At 43.2% G+C, this 15,503-nt stretch carries 15 protein-coding genes; 4 read left to right on the top strand and 11 right to left on the bottom strand.

All coding sequences use genetic code 11. The features are described 5' to 3' along the window. Window positions 1–190 precede the first annotated feature (190 nt). Window positions 191–1,006, top strand: a complete 816-nt coding sequence (locus tag ABUE20_RS01225) for an HAD family hydrolase (protein ID WP_408617976.1) — start codon at window positions 191–193, stop codon at window positions 1,004–1,006. 383 nt (window positions 1,007–1,389) lie between these two features. Here ABUE20_RS01225 and ABUE20_RS01220 read toward each other — a convergent pair whose 3' ends face one another. Both ABUE20_RS01220 and ABUE20_RS01215 read right to left on the bottom strand, forming a co-directional pair. Then, window positions 1,390–2,082, bottom strand: a complete 693-nt coding sequence (locus tag ABUE20_RS01220; RefSeq protein ID WP_408617975.1) for a pirin family protein — start codon at window positions 2,080–2,082, stop codon at window positions 1,390–1,392. A 9-nt stretch (window positions 2,083–2,091) separates the two neighbouring features. Beyond that, window positions 2,092–2,532, bottom strand: coding sequence for a DoxX family protein (locus ABUE20_RS01215; RefSeq protein ID WP_408617974.1), 441 nt, complete (start codon window positions 2,530–2,532; stop codon window positions 2,092–2,094). Window positions 2,533–2,693: 161 nt separating this feature from the next. Here ABUE20_RS01215 and ABUE20_RS01210 point away from each other — a divergent pair, with 161 nt between their 5' ends. Next, entirely contained in the window at window positions 2,694–3,581 is an 888-nt protein-coding gene (locus ABUE20_RS01210; RefSeq protein WP_408617973.1) for a LysR family transcriptional regulator, read from the top strand. A 186-nt stretch (window positions 3,582–3,767) separates the two neighbouring features. Further along, window positions 3,768–4,673, top strand: a complete 906-nt coding sequence (folE2, locus tag ABUE20_RS01205; RefSeq protein WP_408617972.1) for a GTP cyclohydrolase FolE2 — start codon at window positions 3,768–3,770, stop codon at window positions 4,671–4,673. 82 nt (window positions 4,674–4,755) lie between these two features. Here folE2 and ABUE20_RS01200 read toward each other — a convergent pair whose 3' ends face one another. The 3 genes from ABUE20_RS01200 to ABUE20_RS01190 all read right to left on the bottom strand — a co-directional run bounded on the left by ABUE20_RS01200 (window position 4,756) and on the right by ABUE20_RS01190 (window position 8,575). Beyond that, window positions 4,756–5,163, bottom strand: a complete 408-nt coding sequence (locus tag ABUE20_RS01200) for a GFA family protein (protein WP_408617971.1) — start codon at window positions 5,161–5,163, stop codon at window positions 4,756–4,758. 105 nt (window positions 5,164–5,268) lie between these two features. Further along, window positions 5,269–6,645, bottom strand: a complete 1,377-nt coding sequence (locus ABUE20_RS01195) for an aminotransferase-like domain-containing protein (protein ID WP_408617970.1) — start codon at window positions 6,643–6,645, stop codon at window positions 5,269–5,271. Window positions 6,646–6,745: 100 nt separating this feature from the next. Then, complete coding sequence (locus ABUE20_RS01190) at window positions 6,746–8,575, bottom strand: DUF3413 domain-containing protein (protein ID WP_408617969.1); 1,830 nt, start codon at window positions 8,573–8,575, stop codon at window positions 6,746–6,748. A 635-nt stretch (window positions 8,576–9,210) separates the two neighbouring features. On the opposite strand from ABUE20_RS01190, the gene ABUE20_RS01185 reads away from it, so the two are divergent. Further along, the gene (locus ABUE20_RS01185) at window positions 9,211–10,110 is read left to right on the top strand and encodes an EamA family transporter (RefSeq protein ID WP_408617968.1); all 900 of its coding nucleotides are present in this window, start codon (window positions 9,211–9,213) and stop codon (window positions 10,108–10,110) included. A gap of 60 nt (window positions 10,111–10,170) precedes the next feature. Here the strand turns inward: ABUE20_RS01185 and ABUE20_RS01180 are convergent, their stop codons facing one another. From ABUE20_RS01180 to trpD, 6 genes are read right to left on the bottom strand one after another with little or no spacing between them, the layout of a single operon-like run. Next, a complete protein-coding gene (locus tag ABUE20_RS01180; protein WP_408617967.1) occupies window positions 10,171–10,467 on the bottom strand; it encodes a YciI family protein in 297 nt (98 codons plus the stop codon). A 3-nt stretch (window positions 10,468–10,470) separates the two neighbouring features. After that, complete coding sequence (locus tag ABUE20_RS01175; RefSeq protein ID WP_408617966.1) at window positions 10,471–11,022, bottom strand: septation protein A; 552 nt, start codon at window positions 11,020–11,022, stop codon at window positions 10,471–10,473. A gap of 56 nt (window positions 11,023–11,078) precedes the next feature. Continuing rightward, window positions 11,079–11,888 (bottom strand): tryptophan synthase subunit alpha, encoded by an 810-nt coding sequence (trpA, locus tag ABUE20_RS01170; RefSeq protein ID WP_408617965.1) that lies wholly within the window; start codon window positions 11,886–11,888, stop codon window positions 11,079–11,081. Further along, window positions 11,885–13,078, bottom strand: coding sequence for a tryptophan synthase subunit beta (trpB, locus tag ABUE20_RS01165; RefSeq protein ID WP_408617964.1), 1,194 nt, complete (start codon window positions 13,076–13,078; stop codon window positions 11,885–11,887). Before trpB ends, trpA begins: the two co-directional genes overlap by 4 nt. A 34-nt stretch (window positions 13,079–13,112) precedes the next feature. Continuing rightward, window positions 13,113–14,492, bottom strand: a complete 1,380-nt coding sequence (trpCF, locus tag ABUE20_RS01160) for a bifunctional indole-3-glycerol-phosphate synthase TrpC/phosphoribosylanthranilate isomerase TrpF (protein ID WP_408617963.1) — start codon at window positions 14,490–14,492, stop codon at window positions 13,113–13,115. Beyond that, window positions 14,489–15,493, bottom strand: a complete 1,005-nt coding sequence (gene trpD, locus ABUE20_RS01155) for an anthranilate phosphoribosyltransferase (RefSeq protein WP_408617962.1) — start codon at window positions 15,491–15,493, stop codon at window positions 14,489–14,491. Before trpD ends, trpCF begins: the two co-directional genes overlap by 4 nt. Window positions 15,494–15,503: the final 10 nt, after the last annotated feature.

Genomic DNA, 15,503 nt, shown 5'->3' with positions numbered 1-15,503 from the left:
GACGCAATAAGCTACAGTGATGAAAGGTACCTTTGAATAAACATAAAGGATCCAACGCTTATTGAAACAGTAACCAATCTCTGATGATGGACCTTTCGTGTTTAAAGCACCTCGCATGGGCTATTTCTTGATATAATAGCGCTTTGTAATCGGTTACAGCATGTTCCCTGAACCAGTGAGAGAGTGAGATATGCGAGAAACACAGTTAGTTGCGACAGATATGGACCATACATTGCTTACTGAGATGGGCGAGATTCCTCCGATGTTTGAGTCGTGTGTCAAACAGCTAAAGCAGTTAGGCGTATCGGTAGCAATTGCGAGTGGTCGACCTTTATATACTTTGCGAGCTTTATTTCCTCGGTTGGCGGATGATCTGATTTTTATTAGTGACAATGGTGCAGCGATTGCTCACCAAGACGATTTCCTATTCAAAAGTATTATTGAGGCCAGTCGCTATCAGCAATTAGTTCGGTATGTTGAGCAGCATACTAGCGGTGTGGCGGTGATTTGCGGTTTGGATACCGCTTATGTTTCGCAATCTGGGTTGCCTCATATGGAGTTTTTGAAACGCTTTTACGCTAAAATTCAAGTTGTTGAAAAACTTAGTGCAGTTGACGCAATAGCGAATAAATTTACGGTTTATTTCCCGAATGCAGATGCACAAGCCAGTTATGAAAATGATTTTATGCCACGTTTCAATCATGATTATTCAATTACTCTGGGTGATACCATGTGGATCGATATGATGAATCCCGGGGTAAATAAAGGAACGGCCATGCATTTTATGGGCAAAGCATTACAAATATCTACCGAACAGATGATGGCATTTGGTGATACGTATAATGATATTGAGATGCTACAAGCGGTGAAATATAGCTATACCATGGCGAATGCACATCCAGATATGCGGCAATACGCTAAATTTATGACTAAATCTAATGATGAATACGGCGTGATTCAAATACTTGAGCAACTGATCCAAACAAAAACATCAGAATGGGTGTGATTGAAAGCCCAATGGATCGTTAAAGCTGTTATCCAATCCTCTCAATAGTCTGAATAAATGGTCTGTCGTGGGCCATTTATTTTATATGGCTCGGGCTAAGCGCATTTATTCATTTGCGATTCATATTAAAGATTATCTGGCTGCTACTTTGATTACGTCAATGCTGAGCAGACATACTCTTCCATAAGTATGCTTCTTTATGAAATGATCTGAATATGATGTCTGAATATTCAAGAGTTTTATCATAAGCCCTGTTAAGCTGTCGATTAAACCTAGCCAGATTTATGGGGTTCATTCACTCCTTTTATCTCATGAAATATCCAGTGGGTGGACTCTATTTATAATTGCACATAGAACATGACTATAGAGTCAATTGATTTTGTTTATGCTGGCAAATCAAATAACAGTGCTTCCATATTGGATTGAGCCAAGCATGGCACGGAAGATTCATCCTTTATGGTGATACCATCCCCGTCCTGAATCAATTGATCGGCGATTTGTAAGTTCCCCTGAACGATATGCATATAGAGTATTCGTCCCGCATGAATAGGTAGTGTGTAGTTTTGGCCTTGGGTTAGTTGTAAGCGGTAGAGTGATGTATCCTGTTTAATCGTCAAGGTTGATTCTCGTCCGTCAGGAGTCACAATGGCGGTTAGACCATTGGTCGATTCAAAAAACCGTTGTTGATAGCTGGCTTTTCCTCCTTGAACCGCGGGTTTAACCCAGATTTGTAAAAAATCCAGAGGCTGATTCGGTGACGGATTAAATTCACTGTGATAAATACCACTCCCAGCGGACATTAATTGAAATTCGCCAGCGGAAAGCGTGCGTTTGTGTCCATAGCTATCTTGATGAGCCAATGTTCCTGCCAGCACATAGCTGATAATTTCCATATTCTGGTGGCTGTGGGTTTCAAACCCACAGCCGGGTTTGACATGATCTTCATTAATGACTCGAAGAGCTGAGACCCCCATATGGCGAGGGTCATAATACTGCGCAAATGAAAAACTGTGTTGGCTCCGTAGCCAGCCTAAATCGGCTTGGCCACGAGCGTCTGCATGTCTGATGATAAGCATGACACCTCCTTATAATTTAGAACTAATTAAACGATCCAGTGATACTTTCCCTGCACCTGAAACTAGCAGAGAAACAGTCACCGCCAAGAGTGACAGAGCATATTCGTAACCATTGTTGGCCATGAATAAGCCGTTATGAATGTGGACTGAGAAGATTGCCACTATCATGGTAAAGGCAACGACAGCCGCTGATGGTCGAATGAGTAGGCCCAGCAAAATAAATAGTCCACCGAAGAATTCGGCTGAACCTGACAACAGAGCCATTAGGTAGCCTGGAGTTAGGCCGATAGATGCCATCCAATGTGCTGTGCCGGCTAAACCGTACCCACCGAACATTCCAAATAGCTTTTGACTCCCATGCGCCATGAGTGTGAGTCCGACTGGAACGCGTAGCATTAGAGGGGCAAAACTAGCATTGCTGTTGATGATTTTTGCAATAAGTGATTTCATTTTATCTTTCCTTAAATAAATTTGAATAGGGTTAACAACGTTTAATCTCGTTGTTTAGCTGTTGAAATGAAGTTTATCTGAGACTGGTTAAGCTTGAAAATCGGAATAATTTGAGTTTAATATTCAAATAATTTGAATAATATTGAACTGGACTTAACACCATGAATATCGATGCGTTAAAAGTATTAGATGCTATTGATAAAAAAGGAAGTTTTGCTTCAGCTGCCGAGTCTCTCTATCGTGTTCCTTCTGCACTGACTTATACCATTCAGAAACTGGAACAGGAGTTAGGGTGCAGTTTGTTTGAACGCCGGGGGACCCGCGCAGAGTTGAATGCTGTTGGGCGATTAGTTTTAACTCAGGGGCGAGAAATCTTAGCGGCTACCGAACGCTTGCAGGATGCGGTAAAGCAATTGGAAACTGGGTGGGAAACTCAAATTTCCTTGGCATTGGATACTATTTTACCCGAAGAGCCATTATTACAGGTGATTCATGAATTTACCCGCTTAGGTAAGCAGGTCACGATTAATATCTCTAAAGAAGCGCTGGGTGGAGGATGGGATGCACTGTACTCACATCGCGCGGATATCGCTATAGGTGTTTCAGGTGAACTGCCCCGGGGACAGTATGATGTTTATGAGTTGGGAAACGTTGAATTTGTATTTGCCGTTGCCTGTGATCACCCTTTAGCGCAATATGATATGCCAATCCCCGTAGATGCTTTATTGCAGTATCCTTCCGTAATTGTCGCGGATAGTTCGCAAGCTTTATTGCAGCGTTCCAGCGGAATTTTTGCCAGCCGCCAGCAGATCCGGTTGTCGTCTATGTCCGATAAAATTCGCTTACAACAACAAGGGACTGGCGTTGGGTTTTTACCTAAACATTTAATTCGACAACAGTTGGTGCAGGGCTCGTTGGTTATTAAAGCCGTTGAGCTGCCAAGGCCAATGCAAACCATTTATATGGCTTGTCGTAAAGGTGAAACAGGTCGTGCTCATCAATGGTTTATTGAACAGTTAAAAAGTCAGTTATGGTTTGGGAATAACTAGCATGGCGTGGGATTACCATGCTTGTTATTGAGTTTTGGTAAGGGTTAAGCCCCTATTCAAGTTGGTGTTATCTTCATTAATCATATGTGTTATAAAGTAACACTTTGTGAATTCATTTTATGTATTCAATTGATATAAGTCATCGGTTATCGAATCGTGTAATAGGTAAGTAAAGGTCAATAAAAAATGCTACCAGATGTAACGAGTAATCAATGTGCACAGCAGCCATCTTGCCTGCAGTGGGTCGGGATGGAAAAAATAGCTGTTCCTTTTTTAGTAGCTTCACAACAGGGAATATTCGCTAGTGTTAATGGACAGGTCAGTGTTTTTGTCAGCTTAGATAAGGCGAATGCGAAGGGGATCCATATGTCCCGTTTATATTTAAAGTTGATGGAACGGTTAGCTAATCAGTCGATTAGCCTGAATCGTTTGCAGTTGATCTTGGATGAATTAATTGAATCCCAACAGGGAATCAGTCAATCGGCTCGTTTAGTGCTGGCATTTGATCTTATTTTAAAACGGTCCGCGCTGATTTCCGGTGAACAGGGTTTTGCTGTTTATCCTGTCGAATTGACGATCGAAAAAAAGCATATGCATTATCAGTTGCAAGTTGATCTGACCATTGCTTATTCAAGTACCTGTCCTTGTTCTGCATCGCTTTCTAGAGAATTGTATAAAGAGGCTATTGAACAGCAATTTTCAGGGACTGTGATTGAGAAGCCTCAGTTACTGGAATGGCTGGTTTCTGAGCAGGGAACAGTGGCTACACCGCATAGTCAGCGTTCTTATGCTTATGTTTCGTTAACATTCAAACCGGAAACTTTTCCTGATTTTCCGCAGTTGATTGACATGCTAGAAGCTGCAATTGAGACGCCGGTACAAACAGCCGTTAAACGGGTGGATGAGCAAGCGTTTGCTCGCTTAAACGCTGAGCATCTGATGTTTTGTGAAGATGCAGCTCGTAAGGTAAAACGTTGTTTGGAACAGCATGATGCCGTGGTTGGGTATCAGTTTAAAATTGAACATCAGGAAAGCTTACATGGGCATAATGCAGTAGTGATGGATCGGCATTTCTCATCAGCTTTTGAATGATAAAGATAACAAAAGGGCTGTTTGCGGCCCCCTTATGAACCAATGGCGTTGGAGTGGCCCGTTATCTACCTTTACTAATTGATTATTCTGGAAATTTTGGAAATCGAGCGGCGGTCAGTCCTGCAATATGCCATTGAGTCTCTTCACTGCAAAAAATTTGCGCATCCGGAGTTTTACTGGGTTCGGTATTTAAACTACCTGCCGGAACAATTAATGCTTTCCCACTTTTTGAAACATAAGGGAGGCTGGATCCACAATGGGTACAGAAAACCTGCGAGAAGGTTCGGGTGGGATGCTCATAGCGTTTTATAAATTCTTGTCCTTCGGTCCATTGAATATTATCTGGACGAGTGAATAGATTGGTTGCAAAAGCAGATCCAGTCATTTTTCGGCATTGCTCACAATGGCAAAAATAAAAATGTTCAAAGTCATCTTCAACCGTAAACTGAACTTTGCCACAGACACATCCACCTGAAATGATTGTTTTCATGGTATCTCCTTAATTGGATTTGAGTGATAAACAGCTTCTAATGTAAAGTAGTTCATTCGGTTTTTATACTGATTTTTTGAAATGAACGATGAGCTCGATAAGTGCTTATTTTAAATTTTGCGTAATAAGTTGGATAAATGTTTTGAGGGCTGTTTGAACACTTTTTTGTTCGATTGGAAATCCGATATTGATCCGTAAGCAGTGTTGATAACGGGACGATAATGTAAACATGGGGCCCGTATAGATATCTAAGTGAGCTTGATAGGCCGCAATACTAAAAGTATGGGAGTTTAGCCGGGGAATATCTATCCACAAGACTAATCCTCCTTCGGGTTGGGTGACTGAACAGTCATTGGGCAGATGTTGTGCTAAATAAGTCAGGTATTGCTGTTGCCGAAGATGAAGTTGATAACAGGCTCGTTTCAAATGTCGGGTATAACTTCCAGATTGAATAAAATCAGCCAGCGTATACTGGATCAGTGTTGCGATTCCCATGCTTTTTTGTGCATAAGCTTGATAATAGCGACCAGGACGACACCAACCAATCCGATAACTGGGAGAAATACTTTTAGATATAGAACTACACCAGAGCATATAGCCTTGAGTATCATAGTAAGTCGCTGGCAGGGGATGATGTTGATTGTGAGATAATTCCAGATAGACATCATCTTCAATGATGGGGATCTGATAGTGATTAGCCAACCTAGCTAATTGTTGCTTTTGTTGTGTTGATAAAGTTAATCCCTGTGGATTCATATGTGTTGTACAAAATAAACCAACTTGTATGGATTGTTGTTTTAGTAATGCTTCTAGCTGGTCTAAATCAATCCCGTCCTCACAGGATGGAATTTCGATCACGTTCAAGGAGGATGCCGCCAGTAAGGCGAGTAAGCCATGATAGCAAGGAGAACTGACTGCAATGGTATCACCGGGTTTACTACAGACACTGAGTGCAATTTTTACCGCATCCATGCATCCGGCGGTAATAATTAATTCATCCGGATGGAATGAAAACCCTATTTGATTAAAGTGATTCGCAAGTGCTTCACGTAATTCAGGTTCGCCTTGTCCCTGAGGATATTGCATTAAAAGTCGTGCTGTTTTTCGAGTGGCTCGTTTTAAACTGCGGGCTAAATCTTTTTGCGTTGCTTCATCCAAATGCAGCATTGAAATTCCCAGTGGTCCGGTGACGGGTTTGGCTGCAACGATCTCCGTAATTTTGGGGCTGGTGGATATACTTTGAAAAGATTGCCAACGTAACGGTTGTAGTTTAGGGGTCGTTGTGACATAAAAACCCGCTTTCGGGCGGGACTGAATAATTCCCCGAGATTCGAGTTCTGCATAACAGCTGACCGCGGTTGACATGCTGATTTGATGTGATTTTGCAAAATGACGGAGTGACTGCATTTTATCTCCCGCCTGAAGTCTGCCTGTATCAATATCATTCAGTATTTTCTGAGCGAGTTGCTCGTATTTCGCCATGGTTCATCCCTATTGTACTTGCTGATACCACCCCAATTTTATGGGTACTGCCAGAACTCGCAAATGGCGACCAGAATCCGCTGATCGCCGTTGAAATGGATTATTCATTAAAGCGCCTAATTTGTTCAAAAGCAGCTTGAAGTTGGGCAAAATTTGGTTTTTTATTGGTAATAGGTCGATTTGTGGGATCTAACAGCTGGTAAGTCCCTTTTGACGATGACACTTCTAAAATACTTTGATCGGTAATGATGGCATAACCGCTGTACTTCGCGGAAATAATCCAGTTCCGTTGTTTGATCGGTTTCAGTAGGTCGATTCCGGTTGAATAGTCCGAAATAGGGCTCGTGACTCCTAAATAATGTTGTAACAAGGTCGGTGCAACATCCTCATGGCTGGTGAGTTTGGTTTCAATGCCTGGGGTTACATCCGGAGCTAAAATGATAAAAGGAACATGGACTTGATACTGGGTAAAGTTACTATTATGTCCCCAGTAATTTAGTTTATTATCATTGATTTCCTGCCCATGGTCCCCTGAAATAATGACCACGGTATGGCGGAGTGCGCCACTATTTTTAAGTTTATCTAATATTTTAGCCGCTAAACTGTCCGTGAAATGAACGGACGTTTTATAGCGATTCATAAAAGGTTTCGGATCAAAATCATTATTGAGTTTTAGATAATCGACGGGATCTAATATCGGTTTAAATAGCCGTGGATAATCTGATGGAAAATCGTATCCATGCGGTGAGTCATAGAAAATGAATGAAAAACTTGGTTTGGATTGATCGCGGTGTTCAAACCATTGTAGCCAATCGTGATTGACATCTTCATCTCGCTCATGAGGGGAGTTTCCATCTGAATGCTGGCGTAGGTGAGGAATGTTCCGAAACACGGTCTGGTTAAATTCAGGATTGGTCAGTTGAGCGGAGCCAAATGCCTGAATGTCATAACCGAGCTGTTGCAATCGATCCATCAGTAATGGAGAACGTTGGTTTGCGAGAAAAGCTTGCCAGTAGGTCGATGGGATCCCATAAAATAAGCCAAAAATACCGGCTCGAGTTGCATTTCCAGTCGAGAGGTGATGCTCAAAAATACGACCTTGCTGAGCATATTTCCAGATATTGGGGGCCACCTCTTTAGTGAAACTATCAAAGCGCCATGAGTCGATCATTAAAAAAACAATATTCAGCGGCTTGGTAACTGGCTGGGTTTGTAAAGGGTGTAAAGGATATTGCAAATCACCGTGTTTACGATGTCGAATGAGTTTTTTGTGCTTGAGCGCTTGTATATCAACCCATCCCATTTTTTTCATGAGGGCATTGGCGGATAAGGGGTAGAATAATGGCAGATAGCGATCTGTCATCAGTACCGATTGATTCGCATAAGCCGATCCCCAAGCATGGATACCATTTGAGGCTAAAAGACAGATAATGACGAGCCCACAAAAGGTTCGACCTAACTTGAATTTCATTTTCTTGAATTGGTTGGCGGCAATCCCCGTTAGCCACACCTCAAATAAGAAAATCAAGATAAAACTAAATAGAGCTTTTAACCAAGTGGCTAGCGCAAATGTCACGATATCTCCGGACATGACTAGTTCTAATACGACGGCGTTGATATGAAAACGGTATTGGGCAAAAACAAAGGTATCGATGAGGAGTGCGGTGATGGCTAATGTTGCGAGCAGTGCAATGATCCAGCGTCCAATCTTGAAGGGAAGGAGCATAAAAGGGATACCTGCCAACGCAACCACACCCGCTAAAAGTGACATCTGGCCGATAAGTGAAGAGACTAGAAAGGTTAGACCTGTAATATCGTTTGGTAGTGCAGGCAGATATTGGAAATATCGAATAGCGATAAGAATAGCAATCAATGCATTTAAAAGAGCAAATAACCCTAATGTTGTCAATTTATTCTTAATATTTTTCATCACAGCAACTCTTAATGATTATCTACATTTTTAATATCTGGCAAATTTTTGAGTTCGTTTCATTATAAGGAACGGTTTATTTTATCTACGAATGACATCCAATAGAGATTGAATGTGGTGCCATATAAAAATGATAATTGTTTAAACAATAAATATCGGAATAAGGTCAGCGTTTCAGTATGGAACGAGCCGGGTCAAATAGGGCACAACTTTGCTTAAAAAATAAACTTTTTTAAGCACAATAAATTAATTTGACCGACATGAATCACTAAATTAATAAACCGTTATAACGTTTATATTGATATTTTTAATATGTTTATGGGTCATAACTAAAGTCATTATTATAGTCCCTGATAATAAAATTGAGCAAACTAACTGTAACTCAGAGAGCTGTATTCAATTTTCAGGAGCCAGATATTTATGGCTGAACTTGGCAGGCATTGCCGGGATAAGATGCATATCATATTCTATGATGAGTTCTGGATGCCATTCTAGTTCCTGAAGCGTTTATCGTACATCACGAAAATTCAATCCCTAAAATTATAATCTGTACCCATAAAAACAACATAAATTGTATCTGTACTGAAATCATCTCACAAGTAGTATTCAAGAAAAGATGAAGGAGGAAAATACTGATGCAGTTTCGTGATTTATGCCTAGTGATTGCTCTCATGGCAATTTGGGGATTTAATTTTTCAATGATCCGATTAGGTGTGACGGATGTGGATCCATTTATTGTTGCGGCCGGACGCTTTTTTTTCGCGGCGGTCCCCGCGTGCTTTTTTATTCGGAAACCCACGGTTCCCTGGCGCTACTTAATTGGTTATGGCATCTGTTTTGGTATCGGTGTTTGGGGAATGGGGCTGTGCTCGATTCATTTCGGATTATCGTCTGGAATGGCGTCAGTACTGCAACAGGCCGATATTTTAACGTCGGTATTGGTCGGGGCATGGTTTTATAAAGAAAAAATAACAGCAAGGTTATGGCTGAGCATTATTGTTGCCACGATAGGACTGGTTTTTGCCAGTATCTATACCAATGGCAACGTTACGTTGATGGGCGGTGTTTTTATGCTGATATCGGTGATCAGTTGGCCTTTAGCGGGGGTAATAGTCCGGCAATCTAAGACTAAATCGGTTTTTGCGTTTAATATCTGGGGGATGGTCTTTGCCCCTTTACCCTTATTAGTCTTAAGTATGGTGACTCATGGTTCGCAGGTTTGGAGCTATGCTTTTCAACACTGGAATGGCAACACTTGGCTTTCAGTGCTGTTTCAGGCTTATCCGACGACCTTATTGGGGTATTGGCTCTGGAATAGAATGATTATTAAATATCCGATGAGCTATTTAGCGCCATTTACCCTGTTGGTTTCAGTATTTGCCTTGATGAGTGGCTATTGGATATTTGGTGAAACGTTATCCCCAATACAATGGGTTTCCTGTGGTCTCTTTTTAGTGGGGGTTGGATTGATTATATCTCCGCAATCGAGTCTGAAAAAAACAGACAAGCTCACAGATCAGGATGTGTCATGTTGAGTGGGGTATCCTGCCGGCCGTGAAATATAAAGGATCTGAGTCTTTCAGATCCTTTAACGATTAAAAAGCTTGTTTAAATGGTTTCACTGTGGTGGAAGCATACACGCCTGCTTCGACATAAGGATCATGATCGGCCCATTCCTGAGCTTCAGCCAGTGAATCAAACTGGGCGATGACAGTTGAACCGGTAAAACCATTTGGACCCGGTTCTTCACTGTCGATTGCCGGGCAAGGGCCTGCAACGAGTAGACGGCCTTCATTACGTAATAACTGAAGGCGCTCCAGATGGGCTGGACGTGCTTTTTTACGGGCTTCCAGACTATTAGTTACATCTTCAGAATAAAATACATACCACATGAATTAATCCTTTTTATTATTGAGAGACTGTTTAGGTAGGTAACGATACATATAGACCACGGTCCCAATTGTAAACAGTAAGGTCGCACCAAACAGACCAAATACCTTAAAGTCAACCCATGCCTGCTGACTCATGCCAAATGCCACGAATAGATTCGTAATCGCGCAGATGGCAAAGAAAATCGCCCAAGATAAGTTTAGGCGATTCCAGATTTTCTGGGGAAGCTCGATCTCTTTACCCAGCATTTTTTTGAGAACCGGTGCATTAAATCCAAATTGAGAAACGAGCAGAATAATCGTGAACAGTGTATAAATCACGGTCACTTTCCACTTGATAAACACATCGTTATGTAACGCTATGGTGAGTCCTCCGAAGACGGCCACAGCTAAAAACGTAATCAGATGCATTTTTTCAATTCGATGATATACCAGATAATAAATAACTAGCATAACCCCAGTGGCTAAGATCAGCGCACCACTAGCTAAATAAATATCGTATAGTTTATAAACGATGAAAAAAACGATGAGTGGAAAAAATTCGATTAATTGCTTCATAGTTATATCCAGGCTCTGTTTTGCCAGAGCCCATCATATCGTTTCAAAAATAAAGATCAATTATAAGCCGTTGCAGCTTTCATCGCGGCCGTAAAATCTTTGAGTGCTTCACACATTTGTACTGGCTGTTCCAAATTGGATTCAATGATTTTAACAACCGCTGATCCGGAAATAGCCCCAGCTGCACCAGATTTAAGGGCTGCTTGTACTTGAGCGGGTTCTGCAATCCCAAATCCAAGCAATGCTGGAGCAGCCTGATATTGGTTTAGCATGGCTAACAGATGCTCGACCGGTTTTCCCGCTTTGGTTTCAGTTCCTGTGACTCCAGCACGACTCACCAAGTAAGTATAGCCCTGACCGAGCTGTGCGATAGCTTGGAGTGTGGGATCATCCGCATTTGGTGGTGCGATGAAGATACAGTCGATCCCGTGTTTTTGAGCACTTTCTCGAAACGGAGCGACTTCAATGGTTGGAACATCGGCGATTAACACCGAGTCGACACCAGCGGCAGCCAGTTTCTGATAAAATTGATCAATGCCATTACTGTAAACCAGATTTGCGTAAAGCAATAAACCGAGTGGTAAATCAGGATAGCGGCGGCGAATTTCTGCTAACATTTCGATACATTTTCCCGGAGTGGTTCCCGCATGAAGTGCTCGCAGATTAGCTCCCTGAATGGTTGGTCCGTCGGCGACCGGATCGGAGAACGGGAATCCTAGTTCCAGTGCATCCGCACCCCCGGCGACTAATGCATCGATAATATTAAGAGATTGCTCAGGGTTTGGATCGCCTAATGTGACAAATGGCACGAATGCACCCTGTTGGGCTGCATTAAGACGGCTGAACATTTGTTGATAACGGCTCATTTGAATTCCTCCCGGTGAGCAAAGATTTCAGCAACTTGGAAAATATCTTTATCACCTCGTCCTGAAATATTAACAACTAACAATTGTTCTTTTTCTGGTTCTGCATGGATCATCTTCAAGGCATAAGCCAGTGCGTGAGATGATTCTAGTGCGGGAATAATCCCTTCATGACGTGATAACTCTTCAAATGCATGCAGTGCTTCATCATCGGTGACCGATACATAATCCGCACGACCGATGCTGTTCAAATAGGCATGTTGAGGGCCGACTGATGGGAAATCAAGACCCGCCGAAATAGAATAAGATTCTTCAATCTGACCATCTTTATCCTGCATCAGCAGTGAACGCATACCAAAGAAGATCCCTTCACGGCCATGTTTTAATGGTGCACCATGCTGACCGGTATGGATCCCTTTACCCGCAGGTTCTACGCCAATCAACCGGACGCTTTCTTCGGGAATAAAATCAGTAAATAGACCAATTGCATTGGAGCCTCCACCGACACAGGCAATAACAGCGTCCGGCAATCGGCCTTCTTTTTTCAGCAATTGTTGTTTAGCTTCTTCACCAATCATTTTCTGGAATTCCCGGACAATGGTCGGAAAAGGATGGGGACCTGCGGCTGTGCCCAGCATATAATGGCTGGTTTCATAAGTGCCAGACCAGTCTCGCAAAGCTTCATTACAGGCATCTTTCAGAGTGGATGAGCCGCTGTGAACCGGGATCACTTCTGCACCCATTAAGCGCATCCGGAACACATTCGGTTTTTGCCGTTCCATATCTTTAGCGCCCATGTAAACGCGGCATTTTAAATTCATCAGAGCACAGACAATCGCTGTGGCAACCCCATGCTGACCAGCTCCAGTTTCAGCAATGATTTCGGTTTTCCCCATGCGTTTGGCCAGCAATGCCTGACCTAATACCTGGTTGGTTTTATGCGCACCGCCGTGCAATAAATCTTCCCGTTTTAAATAAATTTTAGCGCGGGTATTTTTAGTGAGATTTTGGCAAAGGGTGAGGGGGGTTGGGCGCCCAGCGTACTCATTTAAGAGTTGTTGGAATTCAGCTTTAAAGGCTGGATCGTCAACTGAGTCAAGGAACGCTTGCTCAAGCTGATCCAGAGCGGGCAGCAATATTTGGGCTACATATTGTCCCCCAAATTCACCGAAATAACGATTTAATTTACTCATGTGGCTCTCTTATTTAAATACGTTTATATGTGATTTAGTACTGACGTAATTGATAAAATACTTGATTGATCTTTTCGGCCTGTTTAATTCCCGGACTCTGTTCGACACCGGAATTAAAATCAAGTCCCAGAGCACCTAACTGCGCAGCTCTGGACGCATTATCAGGGGATAGTCCGCCGGCTAGCATCGCTCTCGGCAATTGTTCTTCGACCAGTTGCCAGTCAAATGTTTGGCCGGTTCCGCCGGAATGGTGGCCCACCTGACAGTCAAATAAAACTCGGTCGGCATGGCTTTTGATTACTGGACGTTCATCGCTGACACCGATGGCTTGCCAGATTTGACAGGATGCAGGTAAGCTCGTGCGAAGTTCATCAATATAATCTTGATTTTCATGGCCATGTAATTGCACGGCACTTAGGTTAAGTTGTTGCGCAATATCGCTCACTATATGCTGGGATGCATCAACAAAGACGCCAACATAATTTAAAGGGGCTGCGGCTGCAATTTTCTTTGCTTGCTCAATACTGACTTGTCGTTTAGAGCCAGGGGCAAAAATAAGTCCTCCGTAATAGGCTCCGGCCTGATAAGCAGCTTTAGCGTCCTCAGGGCGGGTCAGCCCACACACTTTGTGCTCGCCTAAAATCATTTTTCGACAGGCCATTTCAATATCGGATTGCTCCATAATTGAACTGCCGACTAAAAAGGCGTTGACTAGAGGACTTAAGCGGCGCACATCCTGATTGGTATAGATGCCTGATTCGGAAACGATAATGCGATCATTCGGAATTTGCGGGGCCAGTTGTTCTGTCCGGCTGAGATCAATACTCATATCGCGTAAATTACGATTGTTTATACCAATTACTTTGGCATTCAAGGCAATGGCACGTTCCAACTCTTGCTGGTTGCTGACTTCGGTGAGCGTATCCAAACCTAATGAGGCAGCGGTTTGAGCCAATAGCTGGTAGAGCTCATCATCCAGTACCGAGAGCATCAGCAGAATGACATCGGCCTGATAATAGCGGGCCAGATAGACCTGATATGGATCGATGAAAAAGTCTTTACAGAGGACCGGTTGGTGCACGTGCTCACGGACAATCGGTAAAAACTCATGGCGTCCCTGAAAATATTTTTCATCAGTGAGGACCGAAATAGCGGCGGCATGATTTTTATAGACGGTTGCGATAGCGGCTAAATCAAATGATTCACGGATCTGTCCTTTGGACGGCGAAGCTTTCTTACATTCTAAAATGAACTGCGTCGGTAATTGGCTCAGCGCGTCAGGAAAACTGCGATCACTCAGGGTCAGTTGATCTTTAAAGCTTTCCAATGGCTGTGTTTCTTTCCGTGCGGCGACCCATTCCAGTTTATCCGCTACGATCTGATCGAGTACGGTTCCGGTTTCACGAATAATCACTGACTTTTCTCCGCTAAGTGGTGAACGAGTTCTAATGGGCGCTTCGAGCGCATTTCGCTAAGGGCTAATTCGAAGCCATCGGCGACATTATCGACTCGTCCGGCTAATTTAAGTAATAAAGCCACGTTGGCCGCAACGGCATTCAGGTGGGCGCTTTTCCCTTGTCCCTGTAACAGTTGCTCGGTGATCTGCCGATTTTCTTCCGGTGTCCCTCCGGTTAACTCATCAATATGCGCCACTGGCGCACCAAAGGATTCCGGCGTGAGCTGATAGTATTGAATGTCATCGCCATTCACCTCTGCCACATCGGTCGGGCCATGAATCGCAACTTCATCCAAACCGGCACCATAGACCACCATGACCTTTTTCATTCCCATCGTCCGGAAAGTTTCTGCAATCGGTCGGAGCAACGTTTGATCATAGACGCCCATGATTTCCATGGTTGGATGAGCCGGGTTAATCAGTGGACCCAGTACGTTAAAGAGCGTCCGTGTTTTCAGAGCCTTACGAACCGGCATCGCATGACGGATCCCGGCATGATATTGCGGCGCGTACAAAAAGCATAGATTGAGCTCATCCAGACAGCGCCGGGCTGTTTGAGGAGACATTTCAATATTGATGCCTAAAGCGGCCAGTAGATCGGATGAACCGGATTTACTGGAAACGCTGCGATTACCGTGTTTAGCGACTTTGACACCTAAACTGGCTGCTACAAAGGCGGAAGTTGTTGAGATATTAATGGTGTTATAACCATCGCCTCCTGTGCCCACAATATCGGCAAACTCATAATCGGGTGATGGAAACGGTGCCGCGTTGGCCAGCAGCGCTTTTGCTGCTCCGGCGATCTCTGCGGGTTTTTCCCCTTTGATTTTAAGAGCGGTCAGCAATGATGAGAGTACTAACGGATCCATCTGTCCGTTGACAATTGCGTCAAATGCTTGCTGACTTTGCTCAAGAGTCAGATCATGACCTTGGTACAATGTTTCTAAAATAGTCTGCATTGGGTTAAGC

The organism is Celerinatantimonas marina (assembly GCF_046054165.1).
Classification (GTDB): Bacteria; Pseudomonadota; Gammaproteobacteria; order Enterobacterales; family Celerinatantimonadaceae; genus Celerinatantimonas.
Note: the sequence above shows the minus strand (reverse complement) of the source record. Positions and strands in the feature narration are given on the sequence as shown.